Genomic DNA, 17,879 nt, shown 5'->3' with positions numbered 1-17,879 from the left:
TGCAGGTCCATCCCGGACCTGTGCAAGGAGCTGGCCCCAACATGACCCTGACCCGTCGCACCCTGCTGCAGGCGAGCGCCACCGCATTGACCGGCACTGTCTTCGCCCCCTTCGTCGCCCGCGCGCAGGAGCCGGAATTCACCTACAAATATGCCAACAACCTGCCCGTGACCCACCCCATGAACATCCGCGCGGCGGAGATGGTGGAGGCCATCAGGAAGGAGACCGACGGGCGGGTGGCCATCAGCGTGTTCCCCTCCAACCAGCTCGGCGGCGATACCGACATGCTGAGCCAGCTGCGCTCCGGGGGCATCGAGTTCTTCACCCTGTCGCCACTCATTCTTTCCACCTTGGTGCCCAACGCCTCCATCAGCGGCATCGGCTTCGCGTTCCCCGATTATGCGGCGGTGTGGAAGGCCATGGACGGCAAGCTCGGCGACTATGTGCGCGGGCAGATCGCCAAGGCCGGCATCATTGCCATGGACAAGATCTGGGACAACGGCTTCCGCCAGATCACCACTTCCACCAAGCCCATCGACACTGCCGCCGACCTCAAGGGCCTGAAGATCCGCGTGCCGGTCTCACCCCTGTGGACCTCCATGTTCAAGGCGTTCGGCTCGGCCCCGGCGAGCCTCAATTTCGCGGAGGTCTACACGGCGCTGCAGACCGGCACGGTGGATGCGCAGGAGAACCCGCTCGCCATCATCTCCACGGCGAAGCTCTATGAGGTGCAGAAATACTGCTCCCTCACCAACCACATGTGGGACGGCTTCTGGTTCCTCGCCAACCGCCGGGCCTTCATGGCCATGCCGGAAAACCTGCGCACCATCGTCGCCAAGCATATCAACGAAGCCGGCATGAAGGAGCGCGCCGACGTGGCCGCGCTCAACACCGAGCTGCAGAAGGATCTCACCGCCAAGGGGCTCGCCTTCAACGCGCCCAAGCCCGAGAGCTTCCGCGCCCAGCTCGGCACCGCCGGCTTCTATGGCGAGTGGAAAGGCAAATATGGCGACGAGGCCTGGTCGATCCTCGAGACCTACACCGGCAAGCTCGGCTGAGCCCGCCGGCCGTGGGGCGCGCGTTGCCGGGCTTCCCGGCAACGTCTAGGCTTTTGGCCATGGATCTGTTCGTTCGGCTGCTCATGCGCATGGCCTATTGGGTTCGGCGCCCACCCTCGCGCACCCATGTCATGATCTTCGCCGGGGTGATTGCCCTCGCCGTGGTGTGTTTCGCGGTGGAGGCCCTGTGGGGCTGGCCCGATTGGCTCACTGCCCATCGGCCGCCGCGCAGCCTGGGCTTTACGCCCATGCAGGGGAAATAGGGCCCGCCCCTTGGCCACCCCTTGCCTTTCGCGCCGCGCTCCTGTAACCAACGCGCCTTCGGACCGGCCGGCGAAAAAGGGCTGCCGTGACGGTCCAGACCGCTCAACAGCAACAAGAGGCTGAGCGTCCTTCGCCCGCAAGGCGTGATGGATCGCGGCCACGGAGAGCCAAATGCCCAAGATGAAGACCAAGTCGGGAGCCAAGAAGCGCTTCCGTCTCACGGGTACGGGTAAGGTCATCGCCGCCCAGGCCGGCAAGCGCCACGGCATGATCAAGCGCACCAACAACCAGATCCGCAATCTGCGCGGCACCACCATCCTGAGCGAGAGTGACGGGCGGGTCATCCGCAAGCACTTCCTGCCCAACGGCTGACGCCAGTCACGATCTGAAGGAGCATACCCATGGCCCGCGTGAAACGTGGCGTTACCGCCCACGCCAAGCACAAGAAGGTCTATAAGGCCGCCAAAGGCTTTTACGGCCGTCGCAAGAATACCATCCGCGCTGCCAAGTCCGCCGTCGAGCGGTCGATGCAGTATGCGTATCGCGATCGCAAGGTGAAGAAGCGGAACTTCCGCGCCCTGTGGATCCAGCGCATCAATGCCGGCGTGCGCGCGCTTGATCTCGACCTGACCTATTCGCGATTTATCGATGGTCTCGGCAAGGCCGGGATCGAGATCGATCGCAAGGTGCTCTCGGATATCGCCATCCACGAGCCCGACGCGTTCAAGGCCCTGGTGGAGCAGGCCAAGGCCGCTCTGGCCTGATCCTTTCGCCTTCCGAGACCTGCGAAAGCCCCGACGGACCACCGTGCGGGGCTTTTGTGCATGGATCACGGGCGACCGGGCCGCCGCCGTCCCGCGCCGTTGCGACAGCGGATCCCGGACGCGCTACCAGGCCCGTGCTTTGACGCCTTTCATTTCGAGGACCTTCCATGTCCGAATTCGTCCTGACCGATCACCCCGCCCTCGACGCGCTGGAGCGTGACATCGCCAGCGCCATCCTCGGCGCCGATGATGAAGCCGCCCTGGAGCAGGTCCGCATCACCGCGCTGGGCAAGAAGGGCACCGTCTCGGAGCTGCTGAAGTCCCTCGGCGGCATGAGCCCCGATGAGCGCAAGGTGATGGGCCCCGCCATCAACGGCCTGCGCGACCGGGTGCAGGGCCTGCTGGCCGCCCGCAAGGAGACGCTGAAGGCCGCCGCCCTCGAGGCGCGCCTCGCCACCGAGCGGGTGGACGTGACGCTGCCCGTGCGCGAGGCGCCGGCGGAGGTGGGCCGGGTGCATCCCATCGCCCAGGTCACCGAGGAACTGGTGGCCATCTTTGCCGACATGGGCTTCTCGGTGGCGGAAGGCCCCGACATCGAGGACGACTTCCACAATTTCACGGCGCTGAACTTCCCGCCCGGCCATCCGGCCCGCGAGATGCACGACACCTTCTTCCTGCCGCCGGACGAGAGCGGCACCCGCAAGGTGCTGCGCACCCACACCTCGCCGGTGCAGGTGCGCACCATGATGTCGAAGGCGCCGCCCATCCGCGTCATCTGCCCCGGGCGCACCTATCGCTGCGACAGCGACCAGACCCACACCCCCATGTTCCATCAGGTGGAGGGGCTGGTGATCGACAAGGGCTCCCACCTCGGCCACCTGAAGTGGATCCTGGAAGAATTCTGCAAGGCCTTCTTCGAGGTGGACGGGGTGAAGATGCGCTTCCGCCCGTCCTTCTTTCCCTTCACCGAGCCCTCCATGGAAGTGGACATCCAGTGCGACCGCTCCCGCCCGGGCGAGATCCGCTTCGGCGAGGGCAACGACTGGCTGGAAATCCTCGGCTGCGGCATGGTGCACCCGAACGTGCTCCGCAACTGCGGCCTCGATCCCGACGTGTACCAGGGCTTTGCCTGGGGCATGGGCATCGACCGCATCGCCATGCTGAAATACGGCATGAGCGACCTACGCGCCTTCTTCGAGGCCGACGTCCGCTGGCTCTCCCACTACGGCTTCCGCCCGCTCGATTTCCCCACCCTCGCCGGTGGCCTGAGCGCGTGAGTGATGGCGATCGCCTTGTCCCCTCTCCAGCCCTCCCCCGCAAGCGGGAAAGGGCGTGACCTAGAGGCTGAGGGAAAAGCCCTCTCCCGCTTGCGGGGGAGGGTTGGGAGGGGGAACGCAGGGTCCGATCTGGAGCGCAGCCCGATGGACGATGCCGAACCTCCCAGATGGCATGTCTCCCGAGGCCAGCGCACCCGGGCAAAGACCCTGCGCGGGAACCAGACCGATACGGAGCGGAAGCTCTGGGCCGCCCTGCGCGGCCACCGGTTCGAGGGCCTGAGCTTCCGCCGCCAGCATCCCCTCGGTCCCTACGTCGCCGATTTTGCCTGCCTGCCGGCCAAGCTCGTGATCGAGGTGGATGGCGGCCAGCATTACGAAGACGCCGGCCAGTCCCGGGACGCGCGGCGCGATCTGTTCTTCACGGAGCGCGGCTTCACGGTGCTGCGCTTCTCCAATCTCGATGTGCTGCAAAATCTGAGCGGAGTGCTCGAAACGATCAACGCCGCGACGCACCCAGACCTGCTGCCCCCTCCGGACCTGCTGCCCCCTCCCCAGCCCTCCCCCGCAAGCGGGAGAGGGAGTAGCGCGGAGACCAGCGGGAAAGGCTCTCTCCCGCTTGCGGGGGAGGGTCGGGAGGGCGAAAACGCCCCGGACGCGCCTCTGGCGGATCAGGATAAGGACGATATCCGATGAAATTCACCTATTCCTGGCTCCAGGAGCATCTGGAACCCACCGCTTCGTTCGAGGAGATCGTCGAGCGGCTCTCCCTCATCGGCCTGGAGGTCGAGGCGGTGGAGGACAAGGCCAAGGATCTGTCCGCCTTCGTGGTGGGCGAGATCCTCACCGCCGCCAAGCATCCCAATGCGGACAAGCTGCAGGTGTGCTCGGTCTCCATCGGCGCGGGTGAGCCGATCCAGGTGGTGTGCGGGGCGCCCAATGCGCGCGCCGGCCTCAAGACCGTGTTCGCGGCGCCGGGCGTCACCATTCCGACCAGCGGCACCGTGCTCAAGGTGGGCAAGATCCGCGACGTGGAAAGCCGCGGCATGCTGTGCTCGGCCCGCGAGCTGGGGCTCTCCGAAGAGCATGACGGCATCATGGAGCTGCCCGCCGACGCCCCCGCCGGCGCCAAGTTCGCCGAGGTGATCGGCCTTAACGATCCGGTGGTGGAAATCGCCGTGACCCCCAACCGGGCCGATTGCCTGGGCGTGTCCGGCGTCGCCCGCGATCTCGCCGCCGCCGGTCTCGGCGAATTGATGAACCCGCGCATCAAGCCGGTGGACGGGGCCTTCCCCTCGCCCGTCACCGCCCGGCTCGACTTCGGCGACACGCCCGCGCTCTGCCCGGCCTTTGCCCTCAGGGTGATCCGCGGCGTGAAGAACGGCCCCTCGCCCCAGTGGATGCAGGACAAGCTGCGCGCCATCGGCCTGCGCCCCATCAACGCGCTGGTGGACGTCACCAATTTCATGACGTTCGACCGCAATCGCCCGCTCCACGTGTTCGACGCCAAGAAGGTGTCGGGCGATCTGGTGGTGCGGCGGGCCCGGCCCGGCGAGACCCTGCTGGCGCTGGACGGCAAGACCTACACCCTCGACGAGACCATGTGCGTCATTGCCGACGAGAAGGGCGTGGAGAGCCTCGCCGGCGTCATGGGCGGCGAGGAATCGGGCTGCGACGAGGCCACCACCGACGTGGTGATCGAATCGGCCCTGTGGGAGCCCATCAACATCGCCCAGACCGGCCGCAAGCTGGGGCTGAATTCCGATGCGCGCTTCCGGTTCGAGCGCGGCATCGACCCCGCCTTCACCCTGCCGGGCCTTGATCTCGCCACCCACCTCATCCTCGACATCTGCGGCGGCGAGCCGTCGGAGGTGGTGCTGGCCGGCGCCATTCCCGACACCACCCGCACCATCGCCTTCCCCCTCACCGAGGTGAAGCGGCTCACCGGGCTCGAGGCCTCGGAAACCGAGATGCGCGAAGTGCTGACCGCCCTCGGCTTCACTGTCTCCGGCACCGCGCCGGTGCTGGACGTGGTGCCGCCCTCCTGGCGCGGCGACATCGAGGGCAAGGCGGATCTGGTGGAAGAGGTGGTGCGCATCCTCGGCCTGGAGCGCGTGCCCTCCACCGAGCTGCCGCGCAGCGATGATGCGCGGAAGCCGATCCTCACCGCCCTGCAGCGGCGCAGCCGCAAGGCGCGCCGGGCGCTGGCCGCCCGCGGCCTGGTGGAGGCGGTGACCTGGTCGTTCGTCTCCCATCGGGAGGCCGAGCTGTTCGGCGGCGGCGCCCCGGCGCTGGCGCTCTCCAACCCCATCGCCGCCGAGCTCTCGGACATGCGGCCGAGCCTGCTGCCCGGCCTCATCCGCGCCGCCAAGGCCAATGCCGACCGGGGCTTCCCGGATGCGGCCCTGTTCGAGGTGGGCCAGACCTTCGCCGGCGACAGGCCGCAGGACCAGCACCAGATCGCCGCCGGCGTGCGCCACGGCACCGCCAAGCCATTCGGCTCTGGCCGCCACTGGTCGGGCGCCGCCGGCAGCGTCGACGTGTTCGATGCCAAGGCCGATGCCCTGGCGGCGCTCGCCGCCTGCAACGCCCCGGTGGCCAACCTCCAGGTCACCGCCGATGCGCCGTCCTGGTATCACCCCGGCCGCTCGGGCACCCTGCGGCTCGGCTCCAATGCCATGGCCCATTTCGGCGAGCTTCATCCCGCCGTGCTGGAAGCGCTCGACGTGGACGGGCCGCTGGTGGGCTTCGAGATCGTGCTCGACAAGATCCCCGAGCCCAAGGCCAAGCCCACCAAGGTGAAGCCGCAGATCGACCTGTCCGCCTTCCATCCGGTGCAGCGCGACTTCGCCTTCCTGGTGGGGCGCCAGGTGCCGGCGGCGGACATCCTCAAGGCCGCCCAGGGGGTGGACAAGAAGCTGGTCACCGCGGTGGGCGTGTTCGACGTCTATGAGGGCAAGGGCATCGACCCCGACAAGAAGTCGGTGGCGGTGGAAGTCACCCTGCAGCCGCGCGAGCGCACCTTGACCGACAAGGAAATCGAAGAGGTGGCGGCCAAGATCGTCGCCGAAGTGACCAAGAAGACCGGCGCCACCCTGCGCGCCTAAATTGAACGCCCGGCGCCCCGCGCGCCGGGCGCCTCACCGGAGAAGGCGGGACCGGGGTACAGCAGGCCGCCGGGCCGGCATTTACCATGTCGGCCGCAAGCCCTGCCGCACGGGCATTGATCCCGTCCATGCCGTGATTTGCGGTTCTTTCCGTCACAATTTTCGTGCTATCTCGCCGCCCCAGACCCGACCGTACAACCAGACGGCGCAGGGCCACCTTGCCCTGCCGCGTGGAGAAGCGTCGATGTTTCCTGTTCCCAAGCCCGTCCTGACGCCCAACACCTACGCCTATGAATCCGAGCCCATGGTGAAGCCGACGGGGTTCCGGGAATATGACGCCCGCTGGCTGTTCCAGAAGGAAATCAACCTGATGGGCATCCAGGCCCTGGGTATGGGCCTGGGCACGCTGATGCACGAGATGGGCGTCCGGCCCGAGATCGTCACCGGCCACGACTTCCGCTCCTATTCCTCCTCCATCAAGCTGGCGCTGGTCACCGGGCTGATGTCGGCGGGCATCAAGGTGCACGACATCGGCCTTGCCATGTCGCCCATGGCCTATTTCGCCCAGTTCGCCCTCGATGTGCCGGCGGTGGCCATGGTGACCGCCTCCCACAACGACAATGGCTGGACCGGCGTGAAGATGGGCGTGAACCGCCCGCTCACCTTCGGCCCCGACGAGATGACCCGGCTGAAGGAGATCGTGCTCTCCGCCAAGTTCGATGCCCGCGGCGGCGGCGCCTATCATTTCGTCGAGAATTTCCCGGAGGTCTATATCAAGGACCTCACCGAGCGGCCCAAGCTCTCCCGCAAGCTGAAGGTGGTGGTGGCCTGCGGCAACGGCACCGCCGGTGCCTTCGCCCCGCGCATCATCGAGGCGCTGGGGGCCGAGGTGATCCCGCTCGATTGCGAGCTCGACCACTCCTTCCCCAAATACAATCCCAATCCCGAAGACCTGGAGATGCTCCACGCCATGCGCGACGCCGTGCTGGAGCACAAGGCGGACCTGGCGCTGGGCTTCGACGGTGACGGCGACCGCTGCGGCGTGGTGGACAATACGGGCGAGGAGATCTTTGCCGACAAGATGGGCGTGCTGCTCGCCCGCGACCTCGCCAAGCTCCACCCCGGCGCCACCTTCGTGGTGGATGTGAAGTCCACGGGCCTGTTCGCCACCGATCCCGAGCTGATCAAGCTCGGCGTGAAGGCGGATTACTGGAAGACCGGCCATTCCTATATGAAGCGCCGGGTGAACGAGAGCGGCGCCCTGGTGGGCTTCGAGAAGAGCGGCCACTATTTCTTCAACAAGCCGGTGGGCCGCGGCTATGATGACGGCCTCGTCTCCGCCATCGCCGTGCTGGACATGCTGGACCGCGCCCCCGGCAAGAGCCTTGCCGAGCTGCGCGAGAGCCTGCCCAAGACCTGGTCCTCGCCCACCATGTCGCCCCATTGCGCGGACGAGGCCAAGTACGGCATCGTCGATGCGGTGGTGAAGCATTATCAGGATCTGGAGGCCAAGGGCGCCCTGGTGACCGGCCAGAAGATCCGCGATCTCGTCACCGTCAACGGCGTGCGCGTCACCTGCGAGGATGGCTCCTGGGGCTTGGTGCGCGCGTCCTCCAACAAGCCCGAGCTGGTGGTGGTGGTGGAAAGCCCCGTCTCCGAAGCCCGCATGCGCGACATGTTCGCGGAAGTCGACGGCGTGCTGCGCACCCATCCGGAAGTGGGCGAATACAACCAGAAGATCTGAGCCTCACCGCGACAGAACAGACGACGGGGACCGGCATGCCGGTCCCCGTTTCGTTTCGGGCTGGGTCAGACGAGGCCATCCACCACGCCGCCGTCCACCCGCAGGGCCGCACCGGTGGTGGCAGAGGCGAGCTTGGAACAGACGTAGACGACCATGTTCGCCACCTCTTCCGGCGTCGCCGCGCGCTGGATGATGGAGGTTGGTCGCGCCGCGCGCGTGAAGGCATCCACCGCATCCTTGAGCGCGACGCCCTGCTTCTCCGCCTCCGCCCGCACCATGTCCGCCACCCCTTCGGTGAAGGTGGGGCCAGGCAGCACGGAATTCACCGTCACGCCGGTGCCGGCCATGCGCTTGGCCAGCCCGTGGGCGATCGAGATGGCCGCGGTCTTGGAGAAGCCATAGGGGATCATGTCGGCCGGAATGGCCACGCCCGATTCCGAGGAGAGGAACACCACCCGCCCCCAGCCCTTGGCCGCCATGCCCGGCAGATAAGCGCGCGCGAGCCGCACGCCGGACATGACGTTGATATCGAAGTAGCGCTGCCACACCTCATCGCCCGCCTCGAAGAAATCGTCGGGCGTGTAGATGCCGACATTGTTGACCAGAATGTCCGCCTGCGGCACCGCCTTCACCAGCGTCGCGCACCCCTCGGCGGTTCCCAGATCAGCCACGACACCGCGCACCGCGCCATCCCCCTTGAGCGCCTCCACCGCGGCGGCCACCGCCTCAGCCTTGCGGCCGTTCACCACCACCTCGGCGCCAGAGATCGCCAGGCCCTTGGCAATGGCAAAGCCAATGCCAAGGGTGGAACCGGTGACGACGGCCCGCGTGCCCGTCAGGTCGATATTCATGGAATCGTCTCCTTGAAAGACCCGCTGAGCGGGGGGCTTGCCAGATGCGGCGACCCGGGCGTCATCCCGCCCCAAAACGTCGTGGACCATAAAGCGCGACCGTAGAACCTTCGATCACGAAATCCACAATCACGAGATCTTGGCCCGCAACCGAGGATCTCAGGCCCCTTGTTCCGAGCACTCCGGCGCACGCAGCACCGCATCCGGTTCGTCCGTATCGCCGCGCCGCTCAGACAGATAGGCGGTGAGAAGGGCCCCCAACGGCACCAGCCCCGCCACCAGCGGCACCGCCCACAGGCCGGGGCCGGCGTCGATCACCCAGCCCCCCAGCGCCGCGCCGATGGCGTTGCCGAGGTTAAAGGCGGCGATGTTGAAGGAGGACGCGAGGCTCTGCCCCGCCCCCTTGGCCTTGCCGAGCACCCACATCTGCAGCGGCGCCACCGTGGCGAAGCCCACCGCGCCGAGCAGACCCACCGCCGCCACCGCGGTCCAGCGGCTGGTCAGCGCCGGCGCCAGCGCCATCAGCACCACCGCCAGCAGCACGAGGGAGCCATAGACCGTGGGCACCAGCCAACGGTCGGCGAGGCGCCCGCCCAGCAGATTGCCCACCACCAGCCCCGCGCCGAACACCAGCAGGATGGGCGAGACCGCGCCTTCGGGAAAGCCGGTGATGCGGGTGAGCATGGGGGCGATATAGGTGAAGGCGGCGAACACCCCCACCCAGCTCAAAACCGTGGTGGCAAGGCCATAGAGCAGCGCCGGCCGGCGCAGCACCATCAGATCCTCGCTGAGGCGGGTGACGGTGCCGGCGCCATGGTCCTTCGGCACCAGCACGGCGATGATGGCGAAGGCCGCGACGCCCACGCCGGTGACCGCCAGGAAGGTGGAGCGCCAGCCCGCCAGCTGGCCGAGCCAGGTGCCGAACGGCACCCCCAGGATGTTGGCGACGGTCAGCCCGGTGAACATGAGGGCGATGGCCGACGCCTTCTTGTTGGCGGGCACCAGATCGGTGGCCACCACCGAGCCGACGCCGAAGAAGGTGGCATGGGCGAAGGCGGTGAGCACCCGCGCCGCCATCAGCCAGCCATAGCTGGGCGCCAAGGCGCAGGCGAGGTTGCCGAGGGTGAACACGGCCATGAGGCCGAGCAGCACCGTCTTGCGCGGCCAGCGGGCGGTGAGCGCGGTAAGCAGCGGTGCCCCCACCACCACGCCGAGGGCATAGCCGGAGATGAGCAGGCCCGCCGCCGAGATGGACACGCCGAGATCGGCGCTCACCTCCAGCAACAGGCCCATGATGACGAATTCGGTGACGCCGATGCCGAATGCGCCGGCAGCGAGCGCATAGAGTGCGACAGGCATATGCGGTGCGCTCCAAGAGGAGCCCGGCACGGAGCCGGGCAGATGCAGCGCAACATGGACCCGCACGCGCTCATGAACTAGCGTGCGTCACGTCAAAGCATTCATGAATTATCATCACAAATGAGCCGAGGCGCCATGGCCCCCTACACCGCCCAGAACACCCCCCGCGACGTCAACCGCTTCGCCGAGATGGAGGTGTTCAGCCGGGTGGTGGAGCGCGGCGGCTTTTCCGCTGCCGCCCGGGCCTGCGGCCTTACCCCCTCGGCGGTGAGCAAATTGGTGGCGCGGCTGGAGCGCCGGCTGGGGGTGCGGCTTCTGGTGCGCACCACCCGCAAGCTGCAGCTGACGCCGGAGGGCGTGGCCTTTTACGAGCGTGCCGCCCGCATCCTCGACGAGGTCGCCACCGCCGAGCAGGAGGCCGCCGCCGGCGCCGCCCCGCGCGGCCGGCTGCGGGTGAACGCCTCGGTCAATTTCGCCATGACCCATCTGCTGCCGCTGGTGCCGCGCTTTCTCGATGCCCACCCGCAGATGAGCATCGAGGTGACCGTCACCGACCGGGTGGTGGACCTTCTGGAGGAGCGGGCCGACGTCGCGCTCCGCGTCGGCCCCATGCGCGATTCGCAGCTGGTCGCCCGCAAGATCGCCAAGAGCGGCGCCGTGGTGGTGGGCGCCCCCGCCTATCTCGCCCGCGCCGGCACCCCGCGCACACCCGAGGACCTCGCCCATCACAACATGCTGGGCTTCACCTTCACCCGCATTCTGGAAGGCTGGCCGTTCCTGGATGGGCGCGGCGGCATCGTTTCGGTGCCGCCGCGCGGCAATGCCCAGGTGAGCGACGGCGCGGCCATGCATACCCTGGCCCTCGCCGGCCTCGGCCTCGCCCGGCTGGCGGAATTCCAGGTCCGCGCCGATATGGCCGCCGGCCGCCTGGTGCCGGTGCTGGAAGACCTCAACCCCGGTGACGCGGTGGATGTCCACGCGGTCTATGTGGGCGGCGCCGGCCCCCTGTCCGCCCGCATCCGCGCCTTCGTGGATTTCCTGGTGGCGCACACCCGACTATGAGCGCCCATGCGGAGACAGAGCATTAACCGTCTCCCCAGGCCGTCCACAGGGGCGGTATTTCGGTAGCCCATCTTTACCTCCGCGCAACGGGCCCCCTCTAGCCTTCGATCCGCGGCGCCATCGGCATCGCCATGGGACTCACTGTCAGACTCACTGCCGTGATGGCCCGTGTGGAACGACGGGGCTGCGTATCGCCCTGGTAACGCCCCTATGGGAAAGCGTCAGATGAAGCTCATGTTGTCCCGCTTCATTCGCGAGGAGCACGGCTCCACCGCCCTGGAGTATGGCCTCATCGCCGCCGGGCTCTCCATTGCCATCGTCACCGTGCTGGCGCAGATCGCCACCACCTTCGCCCGCCTGAAGGCGACCGCTGCGGCCGCCAGCAACTGAGGTTTCAGGAGCCGCCCTTGGGAGCCGTCATGGATCGGGTACACACCTTCGCTCTGCTGCTCGAAGTCCTGCGCACCGGCCTTTATCCCGCGCTGCTGTGCCTCGCCATCGGCACCGATCTCGCCCGGCGCATCATTCCCAACCTCCTGGTGCTGGCGCTCATCGCCGGCTTCGCTCTGGTGGCGGTGCTCACCCCCTTGACCGACGTTTCCCTGCGGCTGATGGCGGCCGGGGCGGTGACCGCCGCCGGATTCGTGCTGTTTTCCCACGATCTCATCGGCGCCGGCGATGCCAAGCTCGCCGGGGCGCTCGCCCTGTGGCTGGATCCCGCCCAGGTGCCGGCCTTCGTCATCATCTGCAGCCTCATCGGCGCCCTGCTGACCCTGGCGGTCACCCTGAAGACCCACGGCCGGCTGCTGCCGCGGGCGCGGGCCCTCGTCGCCCGGACCGGGGAAACCATTCCCTATGGGGTCGCCCTGGCCGGCGCCGGGCTGCTGCTGCACCCCTATTCCAGCGTCATGCTCGCCAGCTGAGGGCCTGCAGCCCCAAGCGCGGCAGCTTTGCGCGCGTTGAGGCTTCGCCCTCCACCCCGCGCCGTGCTACCCCCACGGTGAGGAGTTCATCATGCCGGATTGCTTCGCCCCCGTTTCCACGCCCAGCCTGCCCGTGTGGTGCGTCCGCGCCGCCGACCTCACCGCCTCTGCTTTGCCTGAAGCCGCGCGCGCCTTCGCCGCCGCCGCCGGCTTCAAGGGCGAGGCCGGCAAGCTGCTGCTGGTGCCCGCCGCCGACGGCGGCCTCGCCGGCGCCCTGTTCGGCGTCGCCCCGCCCGAGAAGGCCGACCCCTTCGCCCTCGGTGCCCTCGCCACCCTGCTGCCACCCGGCACCTGGCGGCTGGAGGGCGAAGCCGGCGACCGGCGCCTCGCGGCCCTGGCCTTCGCCCTCGGCACCTACCGCTTCTCCCGCTATCGCAGCGCCCCCGCCCGCGACGTGCGCCTGGTGGTGCCGGAGGGGGTGGACGCGGCGGCGCTGACCCACGCGACAGAAGCCATCACCCTCACGCGCGACCTGGTGAACACCCCCACCAACGACCTCGGCCCGGCCGAGCTGGAAGACGCCGCCCGCGCGCTCGCCGCCCGCCACGGCGCGCGCTTCCGCAGCATCGTCGGCGATGCGCTGCTGGCGGAGAACTTCCCGCTCATCCATGCGGTGGGCCGCGCCGCCGACCGCGCCCCGCGCCTGCTGGAGATCACCGCCGGCGATCCGGACGCCCCCAAGGTGACGCTGGTGGGCAAGGGCGTGTGCTTCGACACCGGCGGGCTCGATCTCAAGCCCTCCTCGGCCATGCTGCTGATGAAGAAGGACATGGGCGGCGCCGCCAATGCGCTCGGCCTTGCCCATCTGCTGCTTGCCCGCGGCGCCAGGGTGCGGCTGAAGGTGCTCATTCCCGCCGTGGAGAATTCCGTTTCCGGGTCCGCCTTCCGCCCCGGCGACATCATCACCAGCCGCAAGGGCCTCTCCGTGGAGATCGGCAACACGGACGCCGAAGGCCGGCTGGTGCTGGCCGATGCACTCGCCCTGGCGGACGAGGACGCGCCCGACGTGCTGATCGACTTCGCCACCCTCACCGGCGCCGCCCGCGTCGCCCTCGGCCCCCAGCTCCCCGCCGCCTTCACCGACGACGACGCCTTCGCCGCCGAGCTCGCCGCCACCGCGGCACGCGAGGCCGATCCCCTGTGGCGCCTGCCGTTGTGGCGGCCTTACGCTGCGATGCTCGATTCGAAGATCGCCGACACCAACAACGTCTCTTCCGGCGCCTTCGCCGGGGCCATCACCGCGGCGTTGTTCCTCGACAAGTTCGTGAGCGCCGCCAAGACCTGGCTGCATCTCGACCTGTTCGCCTGGAACCCCGCCGCCCGCCCCGGCCGGCCGGAGGGCGGTGAGGCGCAGACCATCCGCGCCCTCGACGCCCTGCTGGCGGCCCGCTACGGCTGACATCATGAGCCTTCCGAGCGGTCTCGACCCGCGCCTCACCCCCGCCCGCTCCGACCTTGCCGCCGCCTCTCTCAAAGGCGTCGTCGAGGCCCCGCGCTATGTGGAAGGCGAGGTGCGCCAGGTGGCGGAGCCGGTGGCGCCGGTGCGCCGCCGCCCCGCCGGCGACGCCCCCCTCGACACCGAGGCGCTGTTCGGCGAGCGCGTCACCGTCTATGCGGACGATGGCGAGGGCTGGGCCTTCGTCCAGCTCGCCGCCGACGGCTATGTGGGTTACATGCCCAGCGACGCCCTGCGGCCGCTGGCCGGCGCCCCCACGCACAAGGTGGCGGCGCCCCGCACCTTCCTGTTCCCCGGCCCCGACATCAAGCTGCCGCCACGCGCCGCCCTGTGCTTCGGCAGCCCGGTGCATGTGCGCGAGATGCGCGGCGCGTTCGCGCTGACCACCGACGGCGCCCTGTTCGCCCGCCACCTCGCCCCCCTGGATCAGGTGGAGGGCGATATGGTGGACGTAGCCACGCGCTTTCTGGGCGTGCCCTATCTGTGGGGCGGCCGCTCGGCCCTCGGGCTCGACTGTTCCGGCCTGGTGCAGACGGCGCTCGCCGCCTGCGGCATCGCCGCCCCGCGCGACAGCGACATGCAGGAGCGCGCCCTGGGCACGGCGCTCGCCCTCGATACGCCGCTGCAGCGCGGCGACCTGCTGTTCTGGCCGGGCCATGTGGCGCTGGTGGAGACGCCGGAGCTGCTGCTGCACGCCAACGCCTTTCACATGATGGTGGCGCGCGAGCCGCTGCGCCCGGCGCTGGAACGCATCGCCGCGAGCGCGCCGCTGCGCACCCTGCGCCGCCTCGACCCCAAGGAGATCCGCGCGTGAGCGACAGCCCCCATCATCTGTCCGAGGTGCGCGCCGCCATCGCCAAGGCCTGCCGCGAGGCGGGCCGTACGCCCGAGAGCGTGACCCTGGTGGCGGTCTCCAAGACCTTCGACGCCGACGCCGTGCGCCCGGTGCTCGACGCCGGCCAGCGGATATTCGGTGAGAACCGGGTTCAGGAAACCCAGCACAAATGGCCGCAGCTGCGCGCCGATTTCCCCGATGCCCGGGTGCATCTCATCGGCCCCCTGCAATCCAACAAGGTGCGTGAAGCGGTGGCCCTGTGCGATGCCATCCACACCGTGGATCGCCCGAAGATCGCGGCCGCGATCGCCGCCGAACTCAAGCACACCGGCAGGAGCCTCGAATTGTTCGTGCAGGTGAACACCGGCAGCGAGCCGCAGAAGGCCGGTGTGCTGCCGGAGGATGCCGACGCCTTCATCGAAGACTGCCGGACCGTGCACGGCCTGACGCTGACCGGGCTGATGTGCATCCCCCCCGTGGAAGCGGTGCCCGACCCGCATTTCGCGTTGCTGGCGGAGATCGCCGCCCGCAACGGCCTCACCGGCCTATCCATGGGCATGAGCGGCGATTTCGCCGCCGCCATCCGCCAGGGGGCCACCCATGTGCGCGTGGGCAGCGCCATCTTCGGCCACCGCCCGCCCCTGCCCGCCGCCGCGGGCTGACGCCCTGTTGAGAACTTCGCTTTTCCCCACAAGCCGCTTGCGCTCCCCCCGGATCACCGCTATGAGGAGCGCCTTCCCGCAACGCTCCCATCGTCTAGCGGTCTAGGACGTCGCCCTCTCACGGCGAAAACAGGGGTTCGAGTCCCCTTGGGAGCGCCAATCTTTTCAAGATGTTAGCCCCGCCCTTCGCGGGGCTTTTGTATTTTTTGGCGGTCGGGGCCTGTGTTCGGCAGCTTCAGAAGCATGCTGACACGCCGCACTGGCCCCGCTCCTTCAGCGGAAGCAGCCCGGGCCGCAGGTGCGTTCTCTCCGAAGACGACGCCCGGCGGGCACCGGGACCTGCCCGCGCGACCGTCGACTACTGTGCCTCACGCCCCGTTTCGCCGCACGTGGAGAGCGTTGAAAAGCAGGCGGCGCGGCAGACGCCCAGCGCCGATCTGCAGCAGCGGAACATGCCGCGGACGAGCTCACCCGCACCGCACGCGAGCTTGCACAACGCGAAGTACAATTATAGCTAGAATCGGCCAACACACACGCATCGACACGGGGCATTGATGCCTGGATCCAGCTTTCAAACCAACCCGATTGACCTGCAGCGCCTACTGGATGAATGCCATCGCGGCGTCATTCAACTCCCCGACTTTCAACGAAGCTGGGTTTGGGACGAAGACCGGATCAAAAGCCTGATTGCCTCGATCTCCCGGGCGTTCCCCGTCGGCGCCTTGATGTCTCTGGACACCGGCGGACCGGTCAATTTCAAGCCCCGCCCGATAGAGGGCGCGCCGGCGGAGGCACGACATAACACCCCGCAATCGCTGCTGCTCGACGGCCAGCAGCGGATGACCTCCCTCTACCAGGTCACTTTGCGCGGAAAAGTTGTCGCTACCATCACGCCCAAGCGAAAGAAGGTGCGCCGCTGGTTCTACATCGACATTCGCAAGGCGCTCGACGGTACGGTGGACCGCGAGGATGCGATCCTGGGGGTCCCGGAGGACCGCGTCGAGAGAACGGAGTTTGGACGGGAGGTGACCCGCGATCTGTCGACACCCGAAAAAGAATACGCGACCCTCATGTACCCGACGACCCATGTTTTCGATTGGGACAAATGGCAGGACGGCTTCGATGAATATTGGACCGGAGACGCGAACAGGGAGACACGTGAATTATTCAGAGAATTCAAAAAGACCGTACTGGAGAATTTCAAATACTATAGAGTTCCCGTCATCGCCTTGGACCGATCCACCTCGAAAGAAGCGGTCTGTGTCGTCTTCGAGAAAGTCAACACCGGCGGCAAACCGCTCGACGCCTTCGAGCTGGTTACGGCAATGTATGCGGCCGACGGCCATGAACTGCGCAAGGATTGGTATGGCGACGAGGACATAAAAGGTCGACAGCGTCGTTTCGCCGACACCCTGCGTCCGGCGGATTCCGATGCCGGCATTCTTGCGGGCGTGGGCAACACGGATTTTCTTCAGGCCATTTCCTTGTTTCACACCCGTGAACGCCGGCGGGCGGCCGAACAAGCGGGAAAGGAAGGCAAAGATCTGCCCGCTGTCTCCGGCAACCGCCAAGCTCTTCTGGATCTGCCGCTCGACGCCTACAAGAAATATGAAACACAGGTCGAACACGGCTTCATCCAGGCGGCCAAATTCCTCCATATGCTGCACATCTACAGGATCTTTGATCTCCCCTACCAGTCACAGATCGTCCCTCTCGCGGCGATCCTGGCGGATATGGGCGATGCTTGGCAGAATGCGGCAAACCGCGCAAAGCTGGTGCAATGGTATTGGAACGGTGTATTCGGCGAGCTTTATGGCTCTGCGGTCGAAACCCGAATAGCGAGAGACTTCATGGAAGTCCCGCTCTGGCTCAAGGGTGGCGCAGAGCCCTCGACCGTCAGTGAAACCATTTTCCGCGCTGATCGCCTGAAAACCATGCGCATGCGCCTGTCAGCCGCATACAAGGGCGTCAATGCGCTCCTCATGAAGGAAGGCGCGCAGGACTTTCTCTCTGGCCAGAACTTCAATCACACAGTCTTCTTCGGAGAAAATGTCGATATACATCACATATTTCCGCAGGACTGGTGCAAGTCGCGCGGTTACAAGCCCGCGACCTATGATTCCATCATCAACAAAACACCCCTTTCATACCGAACCAACCGAACGATTGGAGGCGTCGCGCCCTCCGACTACCTCGCCAAGCTTGAAAAGGGAACGAGCACGACGCCTTCGATCGCTCCGGACAAACTGGATGCCCTTCTCCGCACACATCTGATCGAGCCCGGCTTGCTGCGGGGCAACGCTTTCAAGGCTTTCATGGATGATCGGCAGAAGAGGCTCCTGGGCCTCATCGAGGCAGCCATGGGAAAAGCCGCTTACACAGGGCCAACTCCGGAGGAAGGCGAGGAGATCGACGACACAGCCGACGAAGCACTCCCCCCGCTGGAGGGCTGAGAGCGCC

The 17,879-nt window shown here is 67.4% G+C and carries 17 protein-coding genes and 1 tRNA gene; 16 read left to right on the top strand and 2 right to left on the bottom strand.

Annotated elements, in window-relative coordinates:
* Positions 1-41 precede the first annotated feature (41 nt).
* The 8 genes from ACU4E7_RS09435 (at position 42) to ACU4E7_RS09400 (ending at position 8,211) form a co-directional block, all read left to right on the top strand.
* Positions 42-1,058: a TRAP transporter substrate-binding protein gene (locus ACU4E7_RS09435; RefSeq protein WP_447021358.1), complete on the top strand. Its 1,017-nt coding sequence runs from the start codon at positions 42-44 to the stop codon at positions 1,056-1,058.
* Between the two features lie 59 nt (positions 1,059-1,117).
* The gene (locus ACU4E7_RS09430) at positions 1,118-1,321 is read left to right on the top strand and encodes a hypothetical protein (protein WP_238123644.1); all 204 of its coding nucleotides are present in this window, start codon (positions 1,118-1,120) and stop codon (positions 1,319-1,321) included.
* 172 nt (positions 1,322-1,493) lie between these two features.
* The gene (gene rpmI, locus ACU4E7_RS09425) at positions 1,494-1,694 is read left to right on the top strand and encodes a 50S ribosomal protein L35 (RefSeq protein WP_237346208.1); all 201 of its coding nucleotides are present in this window, start codon (positions 1,494-1,496) and stop codon (positions 1,692-1,694) included.
* A 29-nt stretch (positions 1,695-1,723) separates the two neighbouring features.
* Complete coding sequence (rplT, locus tag ACU4E7_RS09420) at positions 1,724-2,086, top strand: 50S ribosomal protein L20 (protein WP_238123645.1); 363 nt, start codon at positions 1,724-1,726, stop codon at positions 2,084-2,086.
* Positions 2,087-2,253: 167 nt separating this feature from the next.
* Entirely contained in the window at positions 2,254-3,363 is a 1,110-nt protein-coding gene (gene pheS, locus ACU4E7_RS09415) for a phenylalanine--tRNA ligase subunit alpha (protein ID WP_443267866.1), read from the top strand.
* Positions 3,364-3,507: 144 nt separating this feature from the next.
* Complete coding sequence (locus ACU4E7_RS09410; protein ID WP_447021357.1) at positions 3,508-4,056, top strand: endonuclease domain-containing protein; 549 nt, start codon at positions 3,508-3,510, stop codon at positions 4,054-4,056.
* The gene (pheT, locus tag ACU4E7_RS09405; protein WP_447021356.1) at positions 4,053-6,467 is read left to right on the top strand and encodes a phenylalanine--tRNA ligase subunit beta; all 2,415 of its coding nucleotides are present in this window, start codon (positions 4,053-4,055) and stop codon (positions 6,465-6,467) included. Before ACU4E7_RS09410 ends, pheT begins: the two co-directional genes overlap by 4 nt.
* A 244-nt stretch (positions 6,468-6,711) precedes the next feature.
* Positions 6,712-8,211 (top strand): phosphomannomutase/phosphoglucomutase, encoded by a 1,500-nt coding sequence (locus tag ACU4E7_RS09400; RefSeq protein ID WP_238123648.1) that lies wholly within the window; start codon positions 6,712-6,714, stop codon positions 8,209-8,211.
* A gap of 65 nt (positions 8,212-8,276) precedes the next feature.
* Here ACU4E7_RS09400 and ACU4E7_RS09395 read toward each other — a convergent pair whose 3' ends face one another.
* Entirely contained in the window at positions 8,277-9,062 is a 786-nt protein-coding gene (locus ACU4E7_RS09395) for an SDR family NAD(P)-dependent oxidoreductase (protein ID WP_447021355.1), read from the bottom strand.
* A gap of 159 nt (positions 9,063-9,221) precedes the next feature.
* Complete coding sequence (locus ACU4E7_RS09390) at positions 9,222-10,421, bottom strand: MFS transporter (protein ID WP_447021354.1); 1,200 nt, start codon at positions 10,419-10,421, stop codon at positions 9,222-9,224.
* Positions 10,422-10,556: 135 nt separating this feature from the next.
* Here ACU4E7_RS09390 and ACU4E7_RS09385 point away from each other — a divergent pair, with 135 nt between their 5' ends.
* The 8 genes from ACU4E7_RS09385 to ACU4E7_RS09350 all read left to right on the top strand — a co-directional run bounded on the left by ACU4E7_RS09385 (position 10,557) and on the right by ACU4E7_RS09350 (position 17,872).
* The gene (locus ACU4E7_RS09385; protein WP_447021353.1) at positions 10,557-11,483 is read left to right on the top strand and encodes a LysR family transcriptional regulator; all 927 of its coding nucleotides are present in this window, start codon (positions 10,557-10,559) and stop codon (positions 11,481-11,483) included.
* A gap of 225 nt (positions 11,484-11,708) precedes the next feature.
* On the top strand, positions 11,709-11,873 hold the full coding sequence (locus ACU4E7_RS09380) for a Flp family type IVb pilin (protein WP_238123652.1): 165 nt from the start codon (positions 11,709-11,711) through the stop codon (positions 11,871-11,873).
* Positions 11,874-11,902: 29 nt separating this feature from the next.
* Complete coding sequence (locus ACU4E7_RS09375; RefSeq protein WP_238123653.1) at positions 11,903-12,406, top strand: A24 family peptidase; 504 nt, start codon at positions 11,903-11,905, stop codon at positions 12,404-12,406.
* A gap of 91 nt (positions 12,407-12,497) precedes the next feature.
* Entirely contained in the window at positions 12,498-13,865 is a 1,368-nt protein-coding gene (locus ACU4E7_RS09370; protein WP_447021352.1) for a leucyl aminopeptidase family protein, read from the top strand.
* A gap of 4 nt (positions 13,866-13,869) precedes the next feature.
* A complete protein-coding gene (locus ACU4E7_RS09365) occupies positions 13,870-14,736 on the top strand; it encodes a C40 family peptidase (protein ID WP_238123655.1) in 867 nt (288 codons plus the stop codon).
* Positions 14,733-15,419: a YggS family pyridoxal phosphate-dependent enzyme gene (locus tag ACU4E7_RS09360; protein WP_447021351.1), complete on the top strand. Its 687-nt coding sequence runs from the start codon at positions 14,733-14,735 to the stop codon at positions 15,417-15,419. The genes ACU4E7_RS09365 and ACU4E7_RS09360 overlap by 4 nt, the downstream gene beginning before the upstream one ends.
* Before the next feature lie 83 nt (positions 15,420-15,502).
* Positions 15,503-15,578: transfer RNA gene (locus tag ACU4E7_RS09355), tRNA-Glu, on the top strand.
* Positions 15,579-15,973: 395 nt separating this feature from the next.
* Complete coding sequence (locus ACU4E7_RS09350; protein ID WP_447021350.1) at positions 15,974-17,872, top strand: GmrSD restriction endonuclease domain-containing protein; 1,899 nt, start codon at positions 15,974-15,976, stop codon at positions 17,870-17,872.
* Positions 17,873-17,879 lie beyond the last annotated feature (7 nt).

It is taken from the genome of Xanthobacter sp. ZOL 2024 (assembly GCF_052932325.1).
This window is presented reverse-complemented; position numbering and strand designations above follow the sequence as displayed.

What these genes read in the sequence shown, in the direction of transcription:
- ACU4E7_RS09365 (WP_238123655.1), top strand. Translation starts at nt 13,870, where the DNA reads ATGAGCCTTCCGAGCGGTCTCGACCCGCGCCTCACCCCCGCCCGCTCC.
- ACU4E7_RS09385 (WP_447021353.1), top strand. Translation starts at nt 10,557, where the DNA reads ATGGCCCCCTACACCGCCCAGAACACCCCCCGCGACGTCAACCGCTTC.
- ACU4E7_RS09370 (WP_447021352.1), top strand. Translation starts at nt 12,498, where the DNA reads ATGCCGGATTGCTTCGCCCCCGTTTCCACGCCCAGCCTGCCCGTGTGG.
- pheS (WP_443267866.1), top strand. Translation starts at nt 2,254, where the DNA reads ATGTCCGAATTCGTCCTGACCGATCACCCCGCCCTCGACGCGCTGGAG.
- rpmI (WP_237346208.1), top strand. Translation starts at nt 1,494, where the DNA reads ATGCCCAAGATGAAGACCAAGTCGGGAGCCAAGAAGCGCTTCCGTCTC.
- ACU4E7_RS09375 (WP_238123653.1), top strand. Translation starts at nt 11,903, where the DNA reads ATGGATCGGGTACACACCTTCGCTCTGCTGCTCGAAGTCCTGCGCACC.
- ACU4E7_RS09435 (WP_447021358.1), top strand. Translation starts at nt 42, where the DNA reads ATGACCCTGACCCGTCGCACCCTGCTGCAGGCGAGCGCCACCGCATTG.
- rplT (WP_238123645.1), top strand. Translation starts at nt 1,724, where the DNA reads ATGGCCCGCGTGAAACGTGGCGTTACCGCCCACGCCAAGCACAAGAAG.
- ACU4E7_RS09380 (WP_238123652.1), top strand. Translation starts at nt 11,709, where the DNA reads ATGAAGCTCATGTTGTCCCGCTTCATTCGCGAGGAGCACGGCTCCACC.
- ACU4E7_RS09390 (WP_447021354.1), bottom strand. Translation starts at nt 10,421, where the DNA reads ATGCCTGTCGCACTCTATGCGCTCGCTGCCGGCGCATTCGGCATCGGC.
- ACU4E7_RS09430 (WP_238123644.1), top strand. Translation starts at nt 1,118, where the DNA reads ATGGATCTGTTCGTTCGGCTGCTCATGCGCATGGCCTATTGGGTTCGG.
- ACU4E7_RS09350 (WP_447021350.1), top strand. Translation starts at nt 15,974, where the DNA reads ATGCCTGGATCCAGCTTTCAAACCAACCCGATTGACCTGCAGCGCCTA.
- ACU4E7_RS09400 (WP_238123648.1), top strand. Translation starts at nt 6,712, where the DNA reads ATGTTTCCTGTTCCCAAGCCCGTCCTGACGCCCAACACCTACGCCTAT.
- ACU4E7_RS09410 (WP_447021357.1), top strand. Translation starts at nt 3,508, where the DNA reads ATGGACGATGCCGAACCTCCCAGATGGCATGTCTCCCGAGGCCAGCGC.
- ACU4E7_RS09395 (WP_447021355.1), bottom strand. Translation starts at nt 9,062, where the DNA reads ATGAATATCGACCTGACGGGCACGCGGGCCGTCGTCACCGGTTCCACC.
- pheT (WP_447021356.1), top strand. Translation starts at nt 4,053, where the DNA reads ATGAAATTCACCTATTCCTGGCTCCAGGAGCATCTGGAACCCACCGCT.